Raw genomic sequence first — 23,542 nt, forward strand, 5'->3', positions numbered from 1 at the left:
GGCAAAAATAAATGCTGTTTTTCCATCTATCATCCATAAAAAGGATTCTACTCTTTTAGTAAGTGACGTTTATCCATCTATTCATTTCTGCTTCATGCATTGGCGGAGGGAATACAGCCAACCAAGTGGCAGGAGATACAAAAAGCTGCAATCTGCGTGTTTAAGGGCACACGCACAGATTGCAGCTTTTACATAATTAATATGTTTACTTAGTGATCCCGTTTGCGGCCTTCGTTCTGTTGGCAGTACGTCTGCCGCGCAGCAGCTCCCATAGGATGAAGGCGAGCATCAGCAGCTGCGGGATGGTGGTCTCCCAGGTCGGATACATGCCAAGCCAGCCGATGGAAGGCAGACTGTGCCCGTTATGGGCGGGCAGCTTGCCGGCGATCTGCAAGGCGTGAAGGCTCTCACCGAGGAAGCGGAACACCAGATAGTAGATCAGCACTGTAGCAGCGCGGAAGAAGGCGGCAACCGGCAATTTGGCACTCAGTACAATCATGGCATAGCCGAGGATGATCAGAACCACCAGGGCACTGCCAATCCCGAGCAGCAGCTGAGAAGTGTCAATGGCCGGTGCCATCCCTGCATAGAAAATCGTAGTCTCGGCCCCTTCGCGCAAAATGGCCAGCGCAGCGATGAAGAACAGATACCACAGATTGCCTTTGGCCAGGGCGCCCTGCATCTGGGTGTCCACATATTTATTCCAGGCTGCCGTGCTGGATCTCCCGTGCAGCCAGCGGCCGACGGTGAGCATCATCACCACGGCGACGAGGCCGGTGATGCCTTCAATCAGCTCGCGCGCGCCGCCGGAGGCGGCTTGGGAGAGGGAATAGGTCAGTAATACGGCGAGGCCGATGCTTGCCGCCAGACCTGCCGCCGCGCCGGACCATACCCAGCGGCGGGCCGCCGGTACTGCTTCACGGCGCAGATAGGCAAGCAGGGCGGCGAGTACAAGAATCGCCTCCAGCCCCTCGCGCAGCAGAATGAGTGCCGCATCCCACGCGGTGTATGTCCGTTCCCCGGACAGCGGCGTCAGCTCAGAGAGCATCATGTCCATAAGCGATAGCGCCTGGTCCAGCTTCGGAGGGCTGGAGAGCAGATAACCGGTGACGGCGGTGCTCTCATTCTCGATGCTGGCATAGACCTTGGGGGAGGCCAACTGGACCTGGCCTTCGGCCGAAGGCCAGGCAGTGATGAACTGCTCCATGATATCAGCGGCTGCTGCGCTGTCGCCGGCCTGACCGGCAGCGGAAGCTTGCTCCAGATAGCGGATCAGCCCTTCAATGGAAGCCGGCTCCGCTGGCGCGCCACCGGTATCGACGGCTTTGCCTTCACTGTAGCCGGACAGCAGCGTCACCAGTGCTTCCGCTTCCGCCTGCGCGGCCTCTCCGCGGACCGGCTCTGCCTGCAGCGCAATGCGCAGCAGGCTCATCTTCGTCTCCAGCAAGCCGTAGACGGCGGGATTGTCCGCCCGGATGCTGCGTTCCGCCGGCGTCCAGCCGTTGACCACGGCGCGGTAGGCTTCCGCCGCCGCGGCCCAGTCGGCGCTGCGCGCCGCATCCCGCGTGCGCTCCGCCGCGGGCAGCAGCTTCGCCGCCGCTGCGCGTCCGGCGGCGCCCGTCTCACCGCCGCCTTCGCCTGCGGCGGCGGTAACATAAGCGTCCACGCTGCGGGCGAGCGTGGACAGGGCCGCCTTGGCGGGCGCTCCGCCGCCGCCCGCCAGGGCTTCCGCCGCAGCGGCCAGCGCGGCGTCCACCTCGGCAGCCGGACCGGCGAGTGCCGGGTCCGGCTTGCTCTCGTTCGCGCTGCGCCACAGCGCCGCGAACGCTTCAACATCGGCCGCCGCCGCCTCCCAGCGGCTCTGGCCGGCCTCGACCAGCGCGCTGCCTACAGGCGGCAGCAGCTCATCCAGCGGAGCGCCTGACGCAGAAGCCGGCGCGCCGGGCAGCAGCACAAGCAGGCAGAGGAACAGCAGCGCTGACCTGATCTGCTGCCATAGACTCTGTGTAACCGTGATCATCATCGGGATCATTCCCTTCAAGTTTAGCGAGGAGGGGTCACTTGCAACGGACTCAGCTGCGCTTATTTTAGCCATATTAACGTTTCTGCAAGTTGAACGGACTCAGTGGAGCTTATGTACAAATAATTGGGAGGAAAACGCCCGCCGTAGCGGAAATAAGCGCCGTGCAGTCCGCTCGTGTAGCTGAATATGCTCGAAAAGAGAAAATAAAGGCCTCTCAGTCCGCAACGATCAGCTACCTGTCGTCCTCTCCGGTCCACCGAAACGCCGCAGCTCCGGTCCCCGAATCGCCGCAGCTCCGGTCCCCGAATCGCCGCAGCTCCGGTCTCCGAAACGCCGCAGCTCCGGTGCCCGAAACGCCGCAGCTCCGGTGCCCGAAACGCCGCAGCTCCGGTGCCCGAAACGCCGCAGCTCCGGTGCCCGAAACGCCGCAGCTCCGGTGCCCGAAACGCCGCAGCACCGGTGCCCGAAACGCCGCAGCTCCGGTCCACCGAAACGCCGCAGCACCGGTGCCCGAAACGCCGCTGCGCTTCCGGCCTCAGAACTCCTGCTACCTCAGCGTTATCTGCCACAGCCTAGGCATTTCATCCCTCGAGCAGCAGCTCCCCGATATAGCCGCCTTCGCGTACACCCGGGAAGCAGGCGAACACAGCGCTGCCGGTGTGAACCATATATTCATTCAGCCGGTCATTTTTGGAGAGGCGCTGCTGGATGCTGACGAACTGCTTCATCAGGTCCTTCTGGAAGCTGATGAATACCAGTCCGGCATCCAGCTGTCCGGTCTTGAGATCCATACCGCTGGAATAGGAGTAGGAGCGGCGCAGCATTTTGACCGAGCCGTCCCCGTGGGCGAGAGCGGAATGGGAATCCGGCGGAATAAGCGGCTTGCCGGCGGCATCGGCTGCCTCCAGATTCAGCTCGGCGAATTCATCCCGCGCTCCGATCGGTGCGCCGCTCTGCCGGTGCCGCCCGAAGGTGGCTTCCTGATCGCTCAGCGAGGAGCGGTCCCAGACCTCAATACGGAACCGTACGCGCCGCACCGCAAGATACGTGCCCCCGTTCATCCAGGCCGGGCCATCGGCGCTGCCGCTCCAGACAATATTCCGCATCTGCGCGCCATCGGTGACGTCCGGATTCCCCGTGCCATCCTTGAAGCCAAGCAGATTACGCGGGGTGCCGCCTGACGGATCGGCGCTGCCGCTGCGCTGGAAGCCTTCCTGGGTCCAGCGCAGCACCGCCGTACCCCGGGCGATGCGGGCCAGATTGCGGATGGCATGGAACGCCACCTGCATATCGTCCGCACAGGCCTGAACACAGAGATCACCGCCGCACCACTGCGGCTCCAGGCTGTCTCCTGGGAAGGACGGAAGCTCAGTGAAGGAAGCGGGCCGCTTCCCGGCCAGCCCGAACCGGCTGTCGAACAGGGCCGGACCAGCCCCGAAGGTAAGGGTACACTTAGAGGGGGTGAGGCCATCCGCCTCGCCGGTATCGGTAGGCGGGAGATTGGGCTTGTCGTTCGTTGAGCCGATCATCGTACCGGAAGTAAGCGCGGCAGCAGCTGTAGTCCAGGCCTGCATAAGCTTCTGTACATCACCGAAGCTGGTCGTCGTCACATCAAATGAAGCGAAGCACAGAAAATTCTGTGCAGGCGTAAGAATCCCCGCCTGGTGCTTGCCGTAGAAAGGGATCGTATCCGCTTGTTCTTCATTCTGCCCAAAGGCTGCGGCGGCAGGGACCGCCCGCCCTGCTGCCTGGCGTGCCGCCATAATGCCGCCTACACCGCCTCCGCCCAGCAGCAGCCCGAGACCCGAGGCACCGGTCAGCCGCAGCATATCGCGGCGGCTGAATTTGGTGTTGAACAGCTTAGTCTCCGGTGCAGGAATCCCGTGTTCCGCGTCAGCCTGATTCCGGGAATTCTTATCTTTCTTGTTCATATCGTCACACTCCCAGAATCGTTCCCATGTTGGATAGCGGCTCAGCCAAGGCGTCGAGGTTCTGGCTTAACCTGCGGACCTCCTCCGGTTTGAGCGTTTCGTAAGAGACGTAACCTTCTCCTGATTTGAACGGCGCCAGCTCATTCATTAAGGCGGTGAACCGCTCGCCGATGGTTTGCTCAAGGGCAGGGTCTTTTTTGGCCAGCTCCGGCTTCAGCAGCTCATAGATCTTCTGGGCCCCCTCCACATTCGCCACAAAATCATACAAATCCGTATGGGAATAACGCTCCTCTTCCCCCGTTACTTTGGAGGAGGAGACCTCATTCAGCAGCTCAACCGCCCCGGTAACGAGCAGATTGGCATCGATTCCGGCCGTTTCCACCTTGGCACGCAGCAGCTGTGCATCCTTCAGCAGGCGGTCCGCGACATCCATCATGCCCTCCGTTGTATGATTCTGCCAGAGTGCCTGTTCAATCTTATGAAAACCGCGCCACTGCGCGGCATCTACATCATTCTCACGGGCATCAATGTTCGGGTCCAGATCTCCGAGCGCTTCGGCGATCGGCTCGATCCGCTCATAATGCATACGTGCCGGAGCATACAGCGCCTTGGCTTCTTCCAGCTTGCCCGCCTTGACGGCATCCGTGAAGCCTTCGGTCTGCTTGACGAACGCATCGCATTGTTCAATGACGTATTTGCGGTATTCGTCGATGGCAGTGGTGAAGTCGGCCGCTGTTCCGTCCGGGGCTGTGGTGGCTGAAGGTGTGCCGGCGGCCCCGCCCCCGGTCCCAGCTGCGGCATTATTTCCGGAGTTATTCCCGCCGTTGCCATTGTTATTACTGTTGTCCTTGCCCGCACATCCGGCGAACAGGAGGGACGCTGCAAGCAGACCCGCAGGTACGGCATGACTAATCTTCATGGATTATGGACACTCCTTCTGTTAATGATAATCATTATCAATAATGGACTTATCATAATTCTCGAACCTTTACCTGTCAATGAAAATGTGATAATTATCATATTCATGCCGATTCGCACAAATGAAATAACAAAAAACGCCTCCGGCTAACCAGAAGACGCAGATATTATCTGAATTCCTGTACAAAATGCAACACTCTACTCATAACCATGGTCCAAATCAAGTTTTGTTGTAGAAAAGACAGCAATTTCTCTGTTTTTAGGAGAGAGTCTTGTAAATTCCTGTTTTTTATACAACATTCCTCTCGGACATCCGGCTATTATTGAATCAAAGTTGTAATACCTATAAGCGTGTTGATTTCCCATAAAAAGGGACAAAAAAGGCCGCCATTTCGGGTAATGGTAAGTACGACCAAACCAAACCGAAATGAGGCGACCTCATGAATAAATATACCCCATTCTTGGCCGTGTTCAAACAAGTATTAACTTCGGAAGAAGTCCAAAAGGTAAGCGGGCAAACCAAGGACTACGAGGATACGGGAACCAAAATGACCGTCGGTGTGTTGTTCGACTACTTTGTCCAAGCCTGCTACCACCAATGGGATGGCTTTCGTCAAAGTGCTCGGGTGGGCTCGAACTACGGTTTGCCCAAGGTTCATTACTCCACCCTTTCGGGCAAAGCCGGTGAAGTGCCTTACGATATCTTCAAGCGTTTGTTTCAAATGCTCGTCCAGAAATGTAACCGGCAAACCCGGCGGCACCTGAATCTGCCTAAAGATCTGCTGCTGATTGACTCTACGACGGTTACGGCAGCCAACTCCCGCATGTCTTGGGCTCCGTATAAAAAATTTAGAGGTGGCATTAAACTGCACGTTGCTTTTTCGCAGGGACAGCATTCACCCGTGAAGGTGGTCGAATCGATTGCCCGGCGTAATGACGCTCCATTTGGAGAAGTCTTGGCCGATAAGGACTACCTTTTAGTTCAGGATCGGGCGTATGGCAAAATCGGTCGATTGGATCAATATGTGCAGCAAGGTCAGTCCTTTGTGATTCGTCTGAAAGACAACCTCCATTTGGTGATGCCGCGAAAGCTTCGGCGACCGGCGGAGGGAGACACCCAAATCGTACGCGATATCACCTGTTATATTGGTCAAGGGAAACACCAATCCGCCCAGCGCCACCGCGTCGTTGAATTTGAAAATGACCGGGGTGAAGTCGTACGTGTCGTGACCGATTTGAGAAAAGAGTCCGCTCAGGTGATTGCTGAAATTTACAAAGCACGATGGGAGATTGAAGTCTTTTTCCGCTGGGTGAAACAGCATTTGAATGTCCCATGTCTATTTGGAACCACCGAAAATGCAGTATATAGCCAATTGTTTGTGGCCCTTACCGCGTATGTGCTTCTGAAATACATTTTTGATGAAATTCATCCGAAGGTACCGGTCTTTGCTAGGCTGACTCTTTGGGAATTTATGCAGTACTGGCGTATATTTAATCTTCCGCTGGAGTGGCAGATTCAGTTGAGTCTGCTCAGGCGTAAAGATCATATAGGTGTTTTTGAAATCCCATAATATAGGTAATCAACACGCCTGTAATACCTACAACAATGTGTAATCCCGGAAACTCCTGAAATCCTATCATAGCTCAACCGCCCGATCTGTAACTACACCGTGGACCGTTCAATAATCCGGTAGTCCAGCTTGCGGTAGACAGGCCCCAGGTGCTTCGAGTGAATCTGTTCATGGATAATGCGGAAGGCGGCGGCCCCCATCTCATACAGGTGGTTGTCCATGGTGGTGATCTGAAGCAGCCGTCCGATCGGCTGGTTGTCGAAGCCCATAACTGCGAGGTCATGAGGGATGCTAAGGCCGGCTCTGCGCGCTTCAATAATCAGCCCGGCCGCTACATGGTCTCCCGTAATAATCATGGCTTCCGGCCGCTGTGGCATCTTCAGCAGGGACTGTGCAACGGCAGCGCCGTCTTCCTCCGTTGTACAGTCATAGATCATCCATTCCTCTTCAAAAGCCAGCTTATGCTCAGCAATGAATTCGCGGTAAGCAGCCTGACGGATCACGGCGCTGCTGCCATTACTGCGTCCTTCGCAATATCCGATGGAGCGGTAACCTTTGCCGGTCAAGTACGCCAGACCTTCCTTGAAAGCTGCATAATGCTCAATATAGACAGAAGAGTAGCGCCGCGCTCCGTTGTCCTGGCAAGTGACAACCGGACCGTAGGCCGTATACTCCTCGATAATGTCCGGCTTCAGCGCAGTAGAGACAATCACGACACCGTCAATTTCTTTATGGCGCAGCATCTCTAGCACTTTGATTTCTTCTTCCTCCAGATAATTGCTCTGGCACAGAATCAGCCGGTATTGCGAGAGCAGCGCCTCGCGGGCAATGCCATTCATAATAATCGAGAAATAAAAAGCATGAATATACGGCAGTATCACCGCCACCGCACCGGTACGTCCGGTAATCAGATGAACGGCGTTCATATTGCGGGTATAGTCGAGCTGCTCAATCGTTTGCAGTACAGCGGCTCTTTTGTCCTTGCTGACATACGGATGATTATTCAGCACCCGTGAGACGGTCGTTACAGATACTCCGGCCATCCGGGCAATTTCTTTAATATTAGCCACGCTCGTCTGCGCCTCCTGTGTGAGACTGGTATGACCTTATTCTAACATAGAAATGAACCGCTTTTCGGCCGATAAAAAGCTTGCTATGGAATCCATTTCATACATTACACTGGGGGTGCAACAACAGCTCTACCGGAGAAACCGGCGTGACCGCAAGGGCGTGACGGACCGGTACAGCTTGTTGCTGTAACCGAATTCTATAACATTTGCCTGCCGGCTGCCGCCCTCAATGTATAAGGAGCTGCGGCTGTTTTTGCTGCGCCCTGGCTGCAATATGCCGGGATTGTCCAGACTCCGCTCCTGCCCCCGCCCAATTTAATGCTGCGACAGCACCATTAACTGCCTCCCCACATAGTATGGTTTGACTGTATCCCTTTACCTTGTTATACCAAACAAACCCAGGGCAAGGAGGGGTGACACCATTGAAGGGGAATGAACATCATAGCAAATTTTTGTTGACGCATCGTGAACGCGAAGTATTCGAGCTTCTTGTGCAGGACAAAACTACACGGGATATTGCCGGACTGCTATTCATTAGCGAAAAAACCGTCCGCAATCACATTTCCAATGTAATGCAAAAATTAAACGTAAAAGGCCGTTCGCAAGCGGTTGTCGAGCTGATCAAGCTTGGGGAGCTGAAAATATAGCTGCCCTGCTTCAGAGGTGATGCGTTTAAGCCTTCCTTTATCCTTCGGGATGAGGGGAGGTTTTTTGTTGTTTGCAGGTGATTGTAGTCCGTGAATATTAAGCTTTTTGCAATTTACAGATTGACGGATGGGGCGATTGGTTGTAAAATCTGTGTAAAGTATAAACCTTTAAACTTTTGAGGGGATTTCGATACTTTTAGTAAAATGGAAGCTGACGTCCAATGTTCGATTTTTCAGTCAGGCTGTAAGTTGTAGCATGCTGAGTAAATCTTTTTTATTTCTTCAAAAGTTAAATCGTTTAAACTTTTGAGCGTGGAGGCATAGATATTTAGATGAATATTCATGATGTAGCCAAGAAGTCGGGACTCTCTGTAGTGACCGTATCCAGAGTCCTTAACAATTCACCTTCTGTACGTGAAGGCAACAGGCGGAAAGTGCTGCAAGCGATGGAGGAGCTGAACTATCATCCCAATTCAGCGGCGCGGAGCCTTGTGCGCGGCAAGACCGGAGTCATCGGGATGTCGATTACCAATTTTAACGACTCTTTCTATGACCGTGTGATTCGCGTAGTGAACCGGAAGCTGGCAGAGCAGGGTTATTTCCTGGCCCTGTCGATCGCCGAGAATGACGATGATGGGGTCAACTTCCTGTTCCAGAAGGACCGCGTGGACGGGATTATCCTGTTGTCTCCGCTGGAGGAGAAGGAATACGTGGAGGAGCTGAAGCGCAAGAACATTCCGGTGGTCCTGCTGGATAACCAGTTCGAGCATGAAGATGTTCCAAGTGTGCTCGTTGATAACTATCAAGGGGGGTATGAAGCTGCCGGGCACCTGATCAGCCTTGGACACACCCGGATCGCCTATATCGGCGGCCCGCCCGAGTTCCTCAGTGTAACGGAGCGCAAACGGGGGTACGTCCAGGCGCTGGATGATGCGGGACTATCGCCCTTTGCCACGGAATACTGCGGATTTACGGTAAGCAGCGGTTATGAGATGGCCCAGAGACGGATTCGTGAAGATAAGCTGCCGACGGCCATTTTTTGCGGAGACGACTTTATTGCGCTTGGGGTTGTTCAAGCTCTGCGGGAGGAGGGGATTCGGGTGCCTCAGGATATCTCGGTGGTGGGTTTTGACGATCAGCAGTTTGTCGGTGAATTCTACCCGCGGCTCACGACAGTCCGGCAGCCTGAGGCACAGATGGGCAATATCGGCGTTGACATCCTGCTGAAGCTGATTCATGGGGAGGTGATGCCGCCTGCGGTAACGAAGCTTGCTCCACAGCTTCTCATTCGTGAATCCACCGCCTCTGTTCGATTAACTTGAGATTAGGAGTGAATGATCTGTGAAGTATTTTTTGGGAGTGGATGCAGGGGGCAGTAAGACCTACGCAATGATTGCAGATGAACAGGGGAAGATTCTCGGTGCAGGCAAGGGCGGGAACGGGAATCATCAGCTGAACCGTGAGCAGGCGGAGAACAGCTTGCAGCAGGCTGTATCGGAAGCCCTTATGGCCTCCGGCCTGACCAGGGACCAGCTGGATCACGCCTGGTTCGGCCTGGCGGGAGCGGACAGGGAAGCCGATTTCCGAATCCTGCGGCCCATCATCAGCCGTCTCGGCCTTCCCCGGACTGAGATTTCCTGCGATACCTGGAACGCCTTGCGTTCAGGGACAGAGAAGAGTTACGGAATCGTGCTGATTTGCGGCTCGGGCGTGAACTGCAGCGGCAAAAATCCGGTGGGTGCGACTTATCAATGCGGCGGATTCGGCTACCGGTTCGGGGATTTCGGCGGCGGCTATGACTTAAGTATGGAGGTCTTCCGCAGTGTCCTCAGGGCGGATGACGGCAGAGGAGAGAAGACGGTCCTGAGCGAGCGTCTAACTGAGCTGCTGGGCTACTCCAACGTCCCGGAGCTGAGGGAGGATTACCTGGATCATTTCAGAGATCTGCCTCCGCAAATTGCGGAGCTGCTGTTTCAGGCGGCAGAGGAAGGGGACGCGGTAGCCAACGGGCTGCTGGTCAAGCAAGGCGAGGAGCTGGGGCTGGCGGCGGCATCGGCCATCCGCCGGTTGGGCATGGAGGAGGAGTCCTTCGACATCGTGCTTGCCGGCAGCCTGCTGACCAAGGGAGACCGCCCGGGCATCATCCGGCGGGCGATTGAGGAAAGAGTGAAGCAGGCGGCTCCGAACGGCACATTAAGGATTTTAACCCGGGAGCCGGTGGTAGGGTCGGTCGTTCTGGCGATGGAAAGCAGCGGGCTGCATGTGAATCGCAAGGTACTTGATCAACTATCACAGGGTAAGGAGGAGCAATATTCATGGAGAACACATTGAAGCTGGTTGTGATCGGAGCGGGGTCATCGTATACGCCTGAATTAATTGAAGGGATCATCCTGCATCACCAGGAGCTTCCTGTCTGCGAAATATGGCTGGTGGATATTGAAGAGGGGAGAGAGAAGCTACATACGATAACGGAACTGAGCAAGCGCATGATTGCAGAGTCCGGGCTGCCGATTACCGTTACGCAGACGCTTGATCGCCGGGAGGCCATTGCCGGAGCCGACTTCGTCTGCACACAAATCCGGGTAGGCATGCTGGAAGCGCGCAAATGGGATGAACTCCTTCCGCTTGAGTACGGTGTCATCGGTCAGGAGACGACAGGTCCCGGAGGAATGATGAAGGGCCTGCGGACGATCCCGGTTATTCTGGATATTTGCAAGGATATGGAGGAGCTGGCCCCCGATGCCTGGCTGCTGAATTTTACGAATCCGGCCGGTATGGTGACTGAAGCTGTTCACAAATATTCATCGGTAAAAAGTGTAGGCCTGTGCAACTCGCCCATCGGGTTTCAAAAGTGGCTCTCCGGGTTCTTCGGACTTTCCATGGAGAAGATCTATGCGGAGTTTGTCGGCATTAATCATCTGCACTGGGTATCCGATGTTGTGATTGACGGAAAAAGCAGGCTGCAGGAGCTCATAGATTATCCCCAGAGCTACAAGGCAAGCAATGTGCCGTTTGACGCCTGGGACCACCGGTTTCTGAATGGTTTACAGGCGATCCCTTCCTATTATTTGAGCTATTACTATATGACGGATGCGATGCTTGCGGAACAGAAGGAAGCAGCGGCAACAACCGGCTCGCGCGCCGAAGTCGTGAAGAAGGTGGAAGAGGAGCTGTTTGAGCTGTACCGGAACGTAGAGCTGAAGGAGAAGCCGGAGCAGCTGGAGCAGCGTGGCGGAGCCTATTACTCGGAGGCGGCAGTGCTGCTGATGCGTTCCATTCATAATGATTCCCGCGATATTCAGACCCTGAATGTAAGGAATAACGGGATTATTGATTTCTTGCCGGATGATGCCTCTATTGAGGTGAACTGTATAGTCACCAAGCAGGGTCCGCTGCCCATTCCGCTCCGCAAAGTCCCCCAGTCTATGAGAGGCCTGCTGGCTGCCGTCAAGCAATATGAGAGCCTGACCATTGAGGCGGCGGTGCACGGAGACCGGGATGTAGCCCTGCAGGCAATGGTTCATCATCCGCTCATGCCTTCGGTTACCGTGGCAGAACAGCTGCTGGATGTCATGCTGGAGAAGAACAAACCGTTTTTGCCGTTATTTCAATAGAATCGTCCAGAGGAGGCCAAGCGGATGAATACGGCCAAGAAACCGAGCAGGTGGAAGGAATTTAACAGTCAACTGGATTTGCAGTCTATGGTTTGGCCGGGAATTATTTTTGTCTTCATTTTCAGTTACATTCCGATGTATGGCGTGGTTATGGCGTTCCAGCAATACGATATTTTCGGCGGCATGATGAACAGCCCCTGGGTTGGACTGAGGCAATTCAGCATGTTCTTCGAGGCGCCGGAGTTCTGGAATGTGATGCGCAATACCCTTGTGATTAGCCTGCTTAAATTGATTATCTGCTTTCCTGCCCCGATTCTGCTTGCGCTGATGCTGAATGAAGTCGGGCATATGGGCTTCAAGCGCGTGATCCAGACCGTCAGCTACTTGCCGTATTTCCTGTCCTGGGTTATTGTATCCGGTTTCGTATTCTCGCTGTTGTCCGTTGATAACGGAACGGTGAACTATCTGCTGGAGCGGTTCAATCTGGTCCAGGAGCCGGTTAACTTCCTGGCGGTACCCAGATACTTCTGGTCCATTCTGGTAAGTGTAAATGTGTGGAAGGAGGTCGGCTTCGGAAGCATTGTCTATCTGGCTGCGATTGCCGGCATTGATCCGACCCTGTATGAGGCTGCATCCATAGACGGAGCAAGCCGGTTTAAACAAATTCACCTGATTACACTCCCCAGCATTACCCCCATTATCGTCATCTTTATGATTCTTGCCATCGGCGGTCTGCTCAGTGCGGGCTTCGAGGACATTCTGCTGCTCGCAACCAATCCGGTGCTGCGCCCTTACTCCGATGTGATCGACACCTATGTGTACCGTGTTGGGATACTCAATGCCAGATTCTCTTATGCGACAGCGGTAGGGCTGTTCAAAGCGGTGATCAGCGTCATTCTGCTGGTGACAGCCAACAAAATCGCCCGCCGGGCAGACGTCAGTCTCTGGTAGCCGCTGCTCATAGCGAATGCTTACGGGTGCAAGTTTTATTGCGAGGTACCGGCTGTAAGTAATACTCCATAAACCTTTTTAGGAGGGGTGAACAATGAGACTAAGCCTGGGCGACAAAGTGATGCAGCGGAGTATTTATATCCTTTTGGTCCTGCTGTCGCTGCTTATGCTATACCCGTTTTGGAATGCGCTTGTCATCTCCCTTAATCTGGGGAGCGATACGGCGCTCGGTGGTGTGACCCTGTGGCCGAGAGCATTTACGCTGGAAAATTATTATATTGTGTTTCAGGATGACCGCCTGCTGAATTCTTTTTGGATCACCATTCTCAGAACGCTCTGCGGCACGGCATTATCCGTCTTCTTCACGGCTCTGTTAGCTTACGGAATGTCCAAGAAGACCTTGGTATTCCGCAAACAATACATGGTGTTCTTCATGATCACGATGTTCTTCAGCGGAGGGCTTATCCCCAGTTATTTACTCATCCGTTCTTTGGGGATGCTGGATACCTTTTGGGTGTTGATTATCCCCGGCATCATCAGCGTCTGGAACATGATTGTCATCCGCACCTTCTTTAGCGCTTTGCCGGAGGGGCTGGAGGAATCCGCCAAAATCGACGGCAGCAGCAACTACGGCATTTTCTTCCGGATCGTGATTCCCGTCTCCGGCCCGGTACTGGCTACGATAGCTTTGTTCACCGCAGTAGGGTATTGGAACGACTGGTTTACGGGAGCGATCTATATTACTGAGGATCACTTGCTTCCTATACAGACCCTGCTGCGGCAGGTGATGAACTCCAACATCATGACCCAGATTGGCTCCTCGAATGCGATCGCACTGGATCATATGAACCGGAATCGGACGATTACCACGAAGTCACTGACTATGGCTACGATGATGATCGCTACGATTCCGATTATCCTGACCTACCCTTTTCTCCAGAAGTACTTTGTTAAGGGTGTAATGGTCGGTTCATTGAAAGAATAGCAGTCTCCATCTTACGTAGAAAGAAGGAAAAAGAATGCGCAAACGCCTGACATGGGTAGCTCTGTTGCTGACTTCGCTGGTGCTTCTGCTCGCTGCCTGTAGCGGAGGGGGGAATTCCGACACTTCACAGACCAATCTGGATACCGGGGGCGCTACAGATGACGGCAGCGGGATCAAGCCCGTGACCTTCAGCTTCTATGGGAACTACGACTGGCTTACGACATCACCATGGGGGGAGAATGAGGCGACGAAGTGGATTCAGGAGAACCGCAAGGTTACGGTTGAACCGATCCAGTCGGGAGGAGCGGCCGGAGAAAAGTTGAACACGATGATCGTCGGCGGCGATTTGCCGGATGTCATTTTTACAGACCGGGGGTCCTCCGTGGAACGGCTGGTGCAGGCGGGGCAGCTCGTTGCCCTGGATGATTACTATGAGAAGTATCCGAACTTCAAGAAATATGTGAAGGAATCGACGCTGAATCTGCTCCGTTCCGATGACGGGAAAATCTATCAAATCCCGAACTGGTACACCTCGGGTCAATTCGGCAACGGCGGGTGGATGGTGAATAAGGATATTTATAACGCACTCGGCCGGCCGGCGCTGGAGACCTTCGATGACTTATATCAATATTTGCTAAAGGTGCAAGAGAAGTACCCGGATGTAGTCCCTCTGGAGGTTGGGGAGAAGGGGGCCGGTCTGGAAATTATGTATGGCGGCTTCAAGGAGAACTCTACCAGCAAGTTCGTTACACTTATGGGCTACCCGGACGGCGACAAGCTGTCATCGATTCTGGATGATCCTGCTTACGAGGAGATGGTGCTGTACATCAATAAGCTGTACCGTGAACGGCTGATTACGCAGGACGCACTTCAGCAAACCCAGGATGCGGTCAAGGAAAAGGTCAACACCGGACGGGTAGCCGTCATGGTTGAATCCAATATCACCACCTACGGAGCCGAGGGACACCGGGCACTGACAGCCAGCAATCCGGACAGCGGTTATGAAATTATCTGGCCGGTCCACAAAGCGGGAATAGACAAGACCAAAGTATTTGTAAGCGGCTTTGAGACGCTGGGCTGGAACGTCAGTGTCATTACCAAGCAAGCCAAGGACCCGGAGGCGATCTTCGCATACTTTGACTGGATTACGGGTCCGGAGGGACAGAAGGTGCTGTTCTTCGGCCCTAAGGGCTTATACTGGGATGAAGAGGATGCGGCCGGAGCGCCGATTCCGAACGAGAAATACAAGACAACGCCTGCCAACGAGCGTACGGATACGATGCGGAAATTCGAGGATTTTAACTGGGCCGGGAATACGACCTTCATTGATACGGCGAAAATGAGCCTCGAGGCGCTGCTCTCCGCGAACCAGAAATCCTGGGAGACCGTGGCGCAGTCCACAGTGACCTGGAAAACCGCGCTGGACATTACACAATTCGTAAATACCGATCCGCTTCCCGACACGGAGACCGGCATCATCGCCCAGAATATTGCGGATATTTACACCCTTGCCTACGCCCAGATGGTTCAGGCGAAGTCGGACGAAGAGGTGCTGGCAGCACTGGATACCGCCAGAAAAAACACCGAAAAGGCCGGACTGGATAAGCTGCTGGCGTTCAGAACCGAGAAATGGCAGGAGAATGTTAAGAAGATCAACGCTACGAAATAATTCTTGTCATCTAGGAAGCACTGAGTTAAATACGACTATGATGTGGAGGCGAGATTATGGCATTTACGCTGAGATCAAGGTTTATGGCAGTGTTAAGCTTGGTGTTGGTTTCTTCGGTAGCGGGTGGTTCTGTTCCGGTGATGGCCGAGGATGAGAGTAATCCCCCTTTTGAGACGGAAGTGATTGTACGGACCGTGAACCAGTTCAAGAACCTGGCGGATGTCCAGAACTTCATCGCGCTGTCCACAACCTACGGCGTCGATGTCATCAGCATGAACGTGAAGCAGGATGAAGATGATGAGGTTCCGTCCGGCAGTGTATTTTATCAGAGTGATATCGCTCCCATCGCCCAGGGTTACCAGAATTTCGATGCTCTGCAGGCTGTCATTACGGCGGCCCATGCCGCAGGAATCAAGGTTCATGCCTGGATTCCCCAGTTCCACGACCAGCAGGCCTTCCTCGCTCACGATGAATGGCAGATGCAGGCGCTTGTGGACGGGGTTCAGACTCCGTTTACAGGCTCTAACGGCAACGAATATTTCGTCAATCCGGTTCACCATGAGGTTCAGCAGTATGAGCGTTCCATCATTCAGGAAGTGATCGGGAATTATGATGTGGACGGTGTTGTGCTGGACTGGATCCGCTTCGACAATTACAACATGGACGTCAGTGATTACACAGTTGCGAAGTATCAGGCTCAGTTCGGATATTCGCCGCTCAGCATTGACTTTGATACGGATTCACCGCAGCGCCAGCAGTGGAATGAATGGAGAACCGAACAAATTGGACAGTATGTAGGCGATATCCGTGAGGATATTTCCCAGTCCGCGAATCCGGATGTGCCGCTCAGTGTGTATATTTTGCCGCCGGAATTCACAGAGGTTGGACAGAATGTTGCCAAGTTCAAGGATGAGATCGACTTCGTTGCACCGATGGCGTACTTCGATGACTGGGAATTCAACAGTGATTGGGTATACAGTACCTCCTACGGCATCCTGAAGGATACGAGTGACCGGATCAGCGGCAGTAATGTGGACATTGTAGCTACCCTGGATAATGACTGGACCGATGATCAATATCAGGAGGTGTACAAAGGCATCCGTGAGAATTATCCGGGCGTGAAGCGCCTGTCGTTCTTTGCCTACGGGGCCTGGCCGGAAGAGGAACTGGCGAACATCCATGAACGGGAGACCTGGCCGACGCCAGGCTGGACGGCTCCGGTAGAGCAGAATTATCCGGCCCAGCTGCCTGCGGTATGGAAGGCGCGGAATATCGGTTCCATGCCGGGGAACGCCACCTACAATGCTTCCAATAAGCAATTTACACTCAGCAGCAGCTCAACGGATATTTGGGGCAATGGGGATCAGCTGAATTATATCTATCAACCCGTGAGCGGCAATGCGGAGATCGTGGTCAAGGTGCAGTCCGCCAGCTGGCTGGACGGCTGGGCCAAGGCTGGTATTATGATCCGGGAGTCGCTGAGTCATAATTCCAGGCACGCGGATATGATGCTAACCCCTGCGAATGGGGCCACCTTCCAGTATCGAACAGAAACTGCGGGCAGTATGGCCGACCATACCGCAGCTGCCTCGGTTCCGAAATGGCTGAAGCTGACGAGAAACGGCAATACGTTCAAAGGGTCTATATCGGCCAACGGAAGCAGTTGGCAGACGGTCGGAACCATTCAGATCCCCATGAAGCATAAAGTGTATATCGGGATTGCCCTCAGTAATCCCGGGAATGATTCGCGGAACAAAGCTGTGTTTGGAAATGTGAAGGTTACGGATTAAGGGGAGAGATGCATATGACTATGCCGCTACAGGAACGCCAGTATTTCTTCCGGGATTACTACGATCAGGGCGAAGAGCTGTTGCTGGAAGGGCAGCAGCTGAGAATTGAGCTGTCTTCAACGTTCTCCATGATTCAGAAATATGAAGGCCCGCTTGCTGCAGATGGCCCGATTATGATCATTGAACCGCCTGGAGAAGGAGAAGAATCACCCGAGCCGGGCAATATCAGGCTGGAGCTTGAATATGAGGGATCGCTTAAGGCCGATGGTTATCGGCTGGACATCGGTAAGGACGGCAAAATTAACATTGCTGCCTCCAATAAGAGAGGAATCAGATATGGGATGGACGCCTTGCACCGGCTGCTGAGGGTAGAGGAAGGCAAGTGCCGATTGCCCGTGGCTGCCATTCACGATGAACCCTCTTTTCCGGTTCGCGGCATTATTGAAGGCTTCTATGGCACGCCGTGGAGCTGGGCTGACCGGATCGATGCTGTGCGTTATCTGGCAGCTCATCGAATGAACACCTTCATGCATGCTCCCAAGGATGATCCCTATCACCGTGAGCTGTGGCGTGAGCCTTATCCAGAGGCTATGTTCGAGCAGATTCGCGAGCTGAAGCAGGAATGCGATACGCAGCTGGTGGACTTCTATTATTGCATTAGTCCGGGGAATGATCTGCAGTTTCGTAGTGAGGATGATTTTGCCAGTCTGGAAGCGAAGCTGGGAGCGATGATCGCCATCGGGGTGCGGCATTTCGCCTTGCTGATGGACGACATCGACTACGCCTTGTCAGGGGAGAACCTTCATTACCTGGAGCGCTCCGGGCTGGCGCATGCTTATGTGGCTAACCGTGTCTATGACTATTTAAGCCGTCAATTGCAGAAGGTCAGCCTGGTGATGTGCCCCTCCGAGTATTGGTCCTGCCGGGATAGCGAATATAAGCGGGATATCCGTGAGCAGCTGCATACGGATATCAAGGTATTCTGGACCGGCTCGGCCGTCTTTGCCCGGCAGGTCGGGAGCAGGCAGGCACGGGATAATTACACCTATTACGGACATCAGCTGTGGCTGTGGGACAACATCCCTGTCAATGATGCCGACTACGACCGGCTGTTTCTGGACCCGGTTCGCGGACGTTATTCCCAGCTTGGCCAGACCGGACATCAGGCCGTGGTAGCGAATCCGATGGTTCAGTGGGAATGCTCCAAGATTACACTGAACACCATGGCCGACTATATGTGGAACAGTGAGCGTTATATGCCGGAGCTGTCCTGGGAGCTGTCGGTCCGGGAATTCGCCGGAGAACTGGCAGACGACATGATGTTCTTCTGTAGCCAGAATCTGAACAGCCAGCTCTATAGCGGCGGATATGAGGAACTGAATGAGGCTGTGCGCAGCAAAGATATCCGCAGGCTTGACGCGTATTTCGACCGCCTGGAGAGCGTCTCTTACCGGTTGCTTGAAATGGAGAATTCCAAGTTCAAGCAAGAAGCAGGACCCTGGCTGCACAGAGCGCTTGCGGATGTAGAGCTGTGGAGAGCCTTGCGGCGGAAGGCTGCCGGGACGACGGAACCCGGAGCCGATGAAGAATTACGCGGGCGGGCCGCAGTCTGTCAGGCCTTCGAGGTCCGGCTGGGCAGTGATCCGGCCTGGACAGCCGCTGAGGCTTGGGGATTTGCTGTCCGGGAGGGCAAGAAAGGCTACCGGCTGATTTTGGAAGCTGAGAAGGAAATCTAAGCAGCACAATACTGTACAGCTGACGTATAGGCCGTTCGCAACAGGTATTCCTAACGGAATAGGCTTGGAGAGCTGAGAATTTAGCTGCCGTGCTTCAGAGTATCGTATGTAGGCCTTCCTTTCCCTGTTGGGGAGGGAAGGTTTGGTTTTTGTTAACTGATAAGAGTAAAAGTGAATGAAATCACAATCTTTTTTTGAGGGAGTGGTACATTGAAGCTATGCTCTTTTAATTCGGGAGGTACTTTTATGACAAGATACGAACAACAAAGACAACTGCTGAAATCCAATTTTCATGAATTCAAGCAGATCAAAACAGATAAGATGAAGGGCATCGCGCAGCCGCCGATTGTGAAGCCCTATGATGAAGGATCGCGGATCATTGAATTGCCTGAGGTCAGCCGGGACGTTGTGAGTCAGAACAATATTGTGAATTGCATTGGCCAAAGAAGGAGTACAAGATTCTATTCCGCTGACATGCTAAGTCTGGAAGAGCTATCCTATCTACTATGGGCCACCCAGGGCATTACGGGAATGAGCAAGAATGGACTGACTCTGCGGACGGTACCCTGTAGCGGGGCGACCCATACGTTTGAGACCTATCTGCTGATTATGCGGGTGGTAGGCATACCGCAGGGCATCTACCGGTACCTTCCTGTGGAGCACAAGCTGTTATTTATGTTTGAATTAGACCAGCTGGAGCAGAAGATTGATGCGATTACGCTGGATCAGCCCTTTGTCCCCAACTTCGCCAGGAAGGCTGCCGTTCTGTTCGCCTGGAGCACCACCCCATACCGGTCCGAATGGAAATATGATATCTCCGCGCACAAAAAAATTCTCATTGATGCCGGGCATGTCTGCCAGAATCTGTACCTGGCCAGTGAATCCATCGGGGCCGGAGCTTGTGCCATCGGAATCTATGATCAGCAGCTGATTGATGAGGTGCTCGAACTGGATGGCGATGATGAATTTGTAATCTACCTTGGCGCGGTCGGGAAGAAGCGGGACTAGCAGCACATTACCGGTTCTGATTGATATACGCCAGATACTCCTCAGCGCTCTGGTTGATTTCATCATCACTCGCCTGGAAGGAAGCGCCGAACACGGCGAAGTACGGCAGGGCGGTTGCGCCGACATGGATGGCACTGGCCTGGAACGGGGCGATGATCTCATCTACAGTGAAAGAAACGGACCCGGCTGGCAGGTAGTTTTCCTTTTTATCGCCAATGGTCATAGCTATGCCCAGTTTCTTACCCCTCAGTTTGTTGCCGCTCGAGCCGTAAGCCCAGCCGTGAGTGAACACATCGTCCAGCCACTTTTTCAGCAGCGGGGGGTAGCTGTACCAGTATAAGGGGAATTGGAAAATAATCAGGTCATGCGCCTCCAATAAACGCTGCTCCCGCGGAACATCGATGCTCCAGTCCGGGTACTCCTTGTAGAGCTCGTGGACCGTAACGTCCTCAGGATGCAGCAGCAGCTCTTGTCTCCATCTCCGGTTCACTCTTGAAGCCTCTATATCGGGGTGTGCCAGGATTACCAGGGTTGTCATTAGGGATCACCTTTCCGGTGTATAATTTATGTTGTGCAGCTGCTTCTATTATTTTGTAAGTTCCTGAAAATGTAAATACACACAATGAAGTAACAAGGTTACCTCAAGGTGTGCATTGGAATAGAGTGCCGGATGTGGCAGAATAGTAATCATTAGATCAGCGCATTGTTATGACTGCTGAGGAGGTGCCGGGATGAAGCAATATCATTTAGGGATTGAGGCGACGCTTGAGATTATCGGCGGGAAGTGGAAGTCGCTGATCATATGTATACTGATGTCGGGGACCAAGCGGACGAGTGAACTGCAGCGCAGTATTCCGGGCATCTCGCAAAAGGTTCTGATTCAACAGCTCCGCGAGCTGGAACGGGATGGGATCATCGGCAGGTTGGTCTATAGCCAAATGCCGCCCAAGGTGGAATATTACATCACCGAGTATGGGATCACAGCCAATGAGATCATTGACCTGATGTGCTCCTGGGGGAGAACCAATATTGCGATCCGCCAGCAGCGGGGCGAGGAAATCATGCTGCTTGATGAGGACTCCGAAGAGTAGAAGAACTGATCTATTGACATTAGTTTGATATCAAACTATAATTCATTTATGGAAACCAGAGATGCTATTTCACTTATATCAAAGATCCGCGAGAAGGTTAACCGGTTCATCGTACAAGAGATGGCGAAGCAGGGAGTAAACGGCATTGCCACCTCACACGGGGATATTCTGTATGCGCTGCTGTCTAAGCACAGACTCACCATGGCCGAGATCTCGGCATATATTCATAAGGACAAATCTACAGTTACAGCACTTGTGGATAAGCTGGTCCGGCTGGGACTGGTTACGAAGGAGAGGGATCAGGAGGACACCCGGTACGTATATGTTACTCTAACCGGGAAGGGGAAGGAGCTGGAGCCGGTATTTGAATCGGTCTCTTCTGCCATGCTGAAGCAGTTCTACCGCGATATCACGGAAGAAGAGCAGAAGACTTTACTGACGATTTTAATGAAAATCAATCATAATTTCTAAAAAAATTTGTGTTATAGTTTGATATCAAACTAATTACGGGAAGGACATTACAATGAGAGACTACACTGATGAGTTACCGCCGCATACAGAGAGATATGTCGGTGAGCATGATCTGTATCTGGAGATTTACAAGGGAGAAGAGTCTTTGGAAAACCAAGAACAGGAAGATAAGGTACCCCTGCTGTTTGTACACGGTGCGTATACCGGAAGCTGGATGTGGAGCAAGTACATTCCCCATTTCATCCGTGAAGGCTGGACGTGTTATGTGATGAATCTGAGAAGTCATTACCGGAGCCGGGTGCTGGATATGACGCAGATTACCTTTGAAGATTACTTGGGGGATATCCATGAAGTAGTGCAGGTGATCCAGGCTGAATGCGGAGTTACTCCTGTCCTGATCGGGTTCAGTATGGGCGGAATTCTTAGCCAGAAGGTGGCGGAGAGGGCCGGGCTGGCCGGTCTTGTGTTGATGGATTCAAGTCTATGCAGAGAGGTACATGAGGAGGTTCCATATACGGATATCGTCAGAACGGTACCAGGTAATGTAGTGCCCGCTCCGGTTCGCGAAGACGAGACCAGCCTGGATGAGACGGCAGAGGACATAGCGTTTCAGCGGAAATACCTGACGATGGAGTCTGCCAAGGCGTTTCAAACCTTCTCTTATCACTTCGGGGCAGAAGGGGTACCTGTAGACAGCGGGTCCATTACTTGCCCTTGTCTGGTGATCCATGCGGTTAACAGTGATGAGGAAGAGCGCCGGGGCAGAGCCAATGCAGCGTATTTCCGTGCAACCTATGCAGGTCTTTGGGGCACCACCCATACCGGCCTGCTTGTAGGACAGCGCTATGTGGAAGCGGCACAGACGATCCTGCGGTGGTTGGCGAGATAATGTAGTGTCACAAATAAAAGGCCGCCTGAACCGGGATGCTCCCGTTCCTTAGCGGCCTTAACCTGATAGGTGGAGGGTGTTCTATATATACATCTAATTGAAAATTAGTGAAATTTGACGGTCTTGATGCGTGATTCCTGTTCGTAAGTAAGCGGACTTGGGGTTGGCGGTGTGTGCAGATGGCGATGTGCACTATATTCCATCTTCCGGTAATCTTCTTCTCCGGAAGCCATGCCCGGCTGCCACATCCCGGTTACCCAATTCTTCAGTTCCTTAATTCCTGCCAGCATTGCATTCATCCTCCTTGGCGATGAAATACGGTAATGAACCTCTGGGACATCTATCCTGGTTACGCTTTCATTATAACATGGATAATCAATAAATCAATGTGATGTCCGCCTCTAAAAGACAAATAAATAAGGAATAATGTTGTGATACCTGGGTTTGTATTTGTCTAAGAGAATAATGTCCGTGTGGGATGGACTACATACGGGCAACAAAAAAAGCGGCAGCCGGGAGGGCGGTCGCTTCGGGGCAGGATGTTATGCAGAAGCTGCTAAACGTTTCAATTCAGCTTCCTGATCTATAGAACGCCGTGCCAGTATATCCAGCGTTGCGTCATGTCCTCGCAGGCTCCGGTCGATCCGCTCCAGAGAATCCCGGCCAGCAACGACTTCAGTGTTGACCTTGGACACCGCCTGTTGAATCAGCGGAATTAGCTTCGTATCTTCCTTGATGCTTTCGATATCAGCCTTGACGGTAACGATATCATCCTTGATGGTAAAGATGTCTGACTTGATGTTTTCAATTTCATCCTTGATGATCACCAGCTCGGCCGTAATTTCAGTCTTGAATGAAGTGAATTCTGTCTGAAGATTTTTAACATCGGCCTTCAATCCAGAAATCTCGGATTTGATCCCTGTGATTTCAGACTTCATTCCTGTAACTTCGGATTTAACTCCTGAAATTTCGGATTTTAATTCTGTGATTTCGGACTTCATTCCTGTAACTTGGAATTTAACTACTGAAATCTCCGATTTTAATTCTGTAATTTCAGACTTCACTCCTTGCAGCTCGGCAAGAATCTGCTGGAGAATTACATCGCTCATAGGGCACAGCTCCTTAGAGAGGTTGGAGTAGGACTGCCGCTTGAAGGGGGATACCTGCGGAATAGGTAC

Annotated in this window: 22 protein-coding genes; 14 read left to right on the forward strand and 8 right to left on the reverse strand. The window is 53.2% G+C overall.

What is annotated here, in order from left to right:
• Positions 1-205: 205 nt before the first annotated feature.
• From NST04_RS10235 to efeO, 4 genes are all read right to left on the reverse strand, one after another.
• Positions 206-2,032 carry an FTR1 family iron permease gene (locus tag NST04_RS10235; protein WP_341185218.1) on the reverse strand — a complete coding sequence of 609 codons (1,827 nt, stop codon included), beginning with the start codon at positions 2,030-2,032 and terminating at the stop codon, positions 206-208.
• Positions 2,033-2,251: 219 nt separating this feature from the next.
• A complete protein-coding gene (locus NST04_RS10240) occupies positions 2,252-2,527 on the reverse strand; it encodes a hypothetical protein (RefSeq protein ID WP_341184156.1) in 276 nt (91 codons plus the stop codon).
• Between the two features lie 77 nt (positions 2,528-2,604).
• Positions 2,605-3,954: an iron uptake transporter deferrochelatase/peroxidase subunit gene (gene efeB / locus NST04_RS10245; protein ID WP_341184157.1), complete on the reverse strand. Its 1,350-nt coding sequence runs from the start codon at positions 3,952-3,954 to the stop codon at positions 2,605-2,607.
• Positions 3,955-3,958: 4 nt separating this feature from the next.
• Positions 3,959-4,873: an iron uptake system protein EfeO gene (efeO, locus tag NST04_RS10250; protein WP_341184158.1), complete on the reverse strand. Its 915-nt coding sequence runs from the start codon at positions 4,871-4,873 to the stop codon at positions 3,959-3,961.
• A gap of 439 nt (positions 4,874-5,312) precedes the next feature.
• On the opposite strand from efeO, the gene NST04_RS10255 reads away from it, so the two are divergent.
• Positions 5,313-6,443 (forward strand): IS4 family transposase, encoded by a 1,131-nt coding sequence (locus tag NST04_RS10255; protein ID WP_341182832.1) that lies wholly within the window; start codon positions 5,313-5,315, stop codon positions 6,441-6,443.
• Between the two features lie 92 nt (positions 6,444-6,535).
• On the opposite strand, the gene NST04_RS10260 is transcribed toward NST04_RS10255, so the two are convergent.
• On the reverse strand, positions 6,536-7,513 hold the full coding sequence (locus NST04_RS10260) for a LacI family DNA-binding transcriptional regulator (protein WP_341184159.1): 978 nt from the start codon (positions 7,511-7,513) through the stop codon (positions 6,536-6,538).
• A gap of 422 nt (positions 7,514-7,935) precedes the next feature.
• On the opposite strand from NST04_RS10260, the gene NST04_RS10265 reads away from it, so the two are divergent.
• From NST04_RS10265 to NST04_RS10310, 10 genes are all read left to right on the forward strand, one after another.
• Complete coding sequence (locus NST04_RS10265) at positions 7,936-8,160, forward strand: helix-turn-helix domain-containing protein (RefSeq protein ID WP_019908812.1); 225 nt, start codon at positions 7,936-7,938, stop codon at positions 8,158-8,160.
• Positions 8,161-8,492: 332 nt separating this feature from the next.
• Positions 8,493-9,482, forward strand: a complete 990-nt coding sequence (locus NST04_RS10270) for a LacI family DNA-binding transcriptional regulator (protein WP_341184160.1) — start codon at positions 8,493-8,495, stop codon at positions 9,480-9,482.
• Between the two features lie 19 nt (positions 9,483-9,501).
• Positions 9,502-10,491, forward strand: coding sequence for an N-acetylglucosamine kinase (locus tag NST04_RS10275; RefSeq protein ID WP_341184161.1), 990 nt, complete (start codon positions 9,502-9,504; stop codon positions 10,489-10,491).
• Positions 10,476-11,774, forward strand: a complete 1,299-nt coding sequence (locus tag NST04_RS10280) for a 6-phospho-beta-glucosidase (protein WP_341184162.1) — start codon at positions 10,476-10,478, stop codon at positions 11,772-11,774. Before NST04_RS10275 ends, NST04_RS10280 begins: the two co-directional genes overlap by 16 nt.
• A 24-nt stretch (positions 11,775-11,798) precedes the next feature.
• Positions 11,799-12,725, forward strand: coding sequence for an ABC transporter permease (locus NST04_RS10285; RefSeq protein WP_341184163.1), 927 nt, complete (start codon positions 11,799-11,801; stop codon positions 12,723-12,725).
• Between the two features lie 94 nt (positions 12,726-12,819).
• The gene (locus tag NST04_RS10290; protein ID WP_341184164.1) at positions 12,820-13,710 is read left to right on the forward strand and encodes a carbohydrate ABC transporter permease; all 891 of its coding nucleotides are present in this window, start codon (positions 12,820-12,822) and stop codon (positions 13,708-13,710) included.
• A gap of 34 nt (positions 13,711-13,744) precedes the next feature.
• Entirely contained in the window at positions 13,745-15,379 is a 1,635-nt protein-coding gene (locus tag NST04_RS10295) for an extracellular solute-binding protein (RefSeq protein WP_341184165.1), read from the forward strand.
• A gap of 83 nt (positions 15,380-15,462) precedes the next feature.
• Positions 15,463-17,169: a family 10 glycosylhydrolase gene (locus NST04_RS10300; RefSeq protein WP_341184166.1), complete on the forward strand. Its 1,707-nt coding sequence runs from the start codon at positions 15,463-15,465 to the stop codon at positions 17,167-17,169.
• A 14-nt stretch (positions 17,170-17,183) separates the two neighbouring features.
• On the forward strand, positions 17,184-18,905 hold the full coding sequence (locus tag NST04_RS10305; RefSeq protein ID WP_341184167.1) for a protein O-GlcNAcase: 1,722 nt from the start codon (positions 17,184-17,186) through the stop codon (positions 18,903-18,905).
• Positions 18,906-19,151: 246 nt separating this feature from the next.
• Positions 19,152-19,913, forward strand: coding sequence for a SagB/ThcOx family dehydrogenase (locus tag NST04_RS10310; protein WP_341184168.1), 762 nt, complete (start codon positions 19,152-19,154; stop codon positions 19,911-19,913).
• Positions 19,914-19,920: 7 nt separating this feature from the next.
• On the opposite strand, the gene NST04_RS10315 is transcribed toward NST04_RS10310, so the two are convergent.
• On the reverse strand, positions 19,921-20,451 hold the full coding sequence (locus tag NST04_RS10315; protein ID WP_341184169.1) for an NAD(P)H-dependent oxidoreductase: 531 nt from the start codon (positions 20,449-20,451) through the stop codon (positions 19,921-19,923).
• A 193-nt stretch (positions 20,452-20,644) separates the two neighbouring features.
• On the opposite strand from NST04_RS10315, the gene NST04_RS10320 reads away from it, so the two are divergent.
• From NST04_RS10320 to NST04_RS10330, 3 genes are read left to right on the forward strand one after another with little or no spacing between them, the layout of a single operon-like run.
• Positions 20,645-21,004, forward strand: a complete 360-nt coding sequence (locus NST04_RS10320) for a winged helix-turn-helix transcriptional regulator (RefSeq protein ID WP_341184170.1) — start codon at positions 20,645-20,647, stop codon at positions 21,002-21,004.
• 48 nt (positions 21,005-21,052) lie between these two features.
• Positions 21,053-21,475: a MarR family winged helix-turn-helix transcriptional regulator gene (locus tag NST04_RS10325; protein ID WP_341184171.1), complete on the forward strand. Its 423-nt coding sequence runs from the start codon at positions 21,053-21,055 to the stop codon at positions 21,473-21,475.
• Positions 21,476-21,527: 52 nt separating this feature from the next.
• Positions 21,528-22,364: an alpha/beta hydrolase gene (locus NST04_RS10330; RefSeq protein ID WP_341184172.1), complete on the forward strand. Its 837-nt coding sequence runs from the start codon at positions 21,528-21,530 to the stop codon at positions 22,362-22,364.
• Between the two features lie 104 nt (positions 22,365-22,468).
• Here the strand turns inward: NST04_RS10330 and NST04_RS10335 are convergent, their stop codons facing one another.
• Positions 22,469-22,654, reverse strand: a complete 186-nt coding sequence (locus NST04_RS10335) for a hypothetical protein (protein WP_036695723.1) — start codon at positions 22,652-22,654, stop codon at positions 22,469-22,471.
• A gap of 252 nt (positions 22,655-22,906) precedes the next feature.
• Positions 22,907-23,473 (reverse strand): hypothetical protein, encoded by a 567-nt coding sequence (locus NST04_RS10340; protein WP_341184173.1) that lies wholly within the window; start codon positions 23,471-23,473, stop codon positions 22,907-22,909.
• Positions 23,474-23,542 lie beyond the last annotated feature (69 nt).

This window comes from Paenibacillus sp. FSL H7-0756 (genome assembly GCF_038006765.1).
In the GTDB taxonomy this organism is placed as follows: Bacteria; Bacillota; Bacilli; order Paenibacillales; family Paenibacillaceae; genus Paenibacillus_AQ.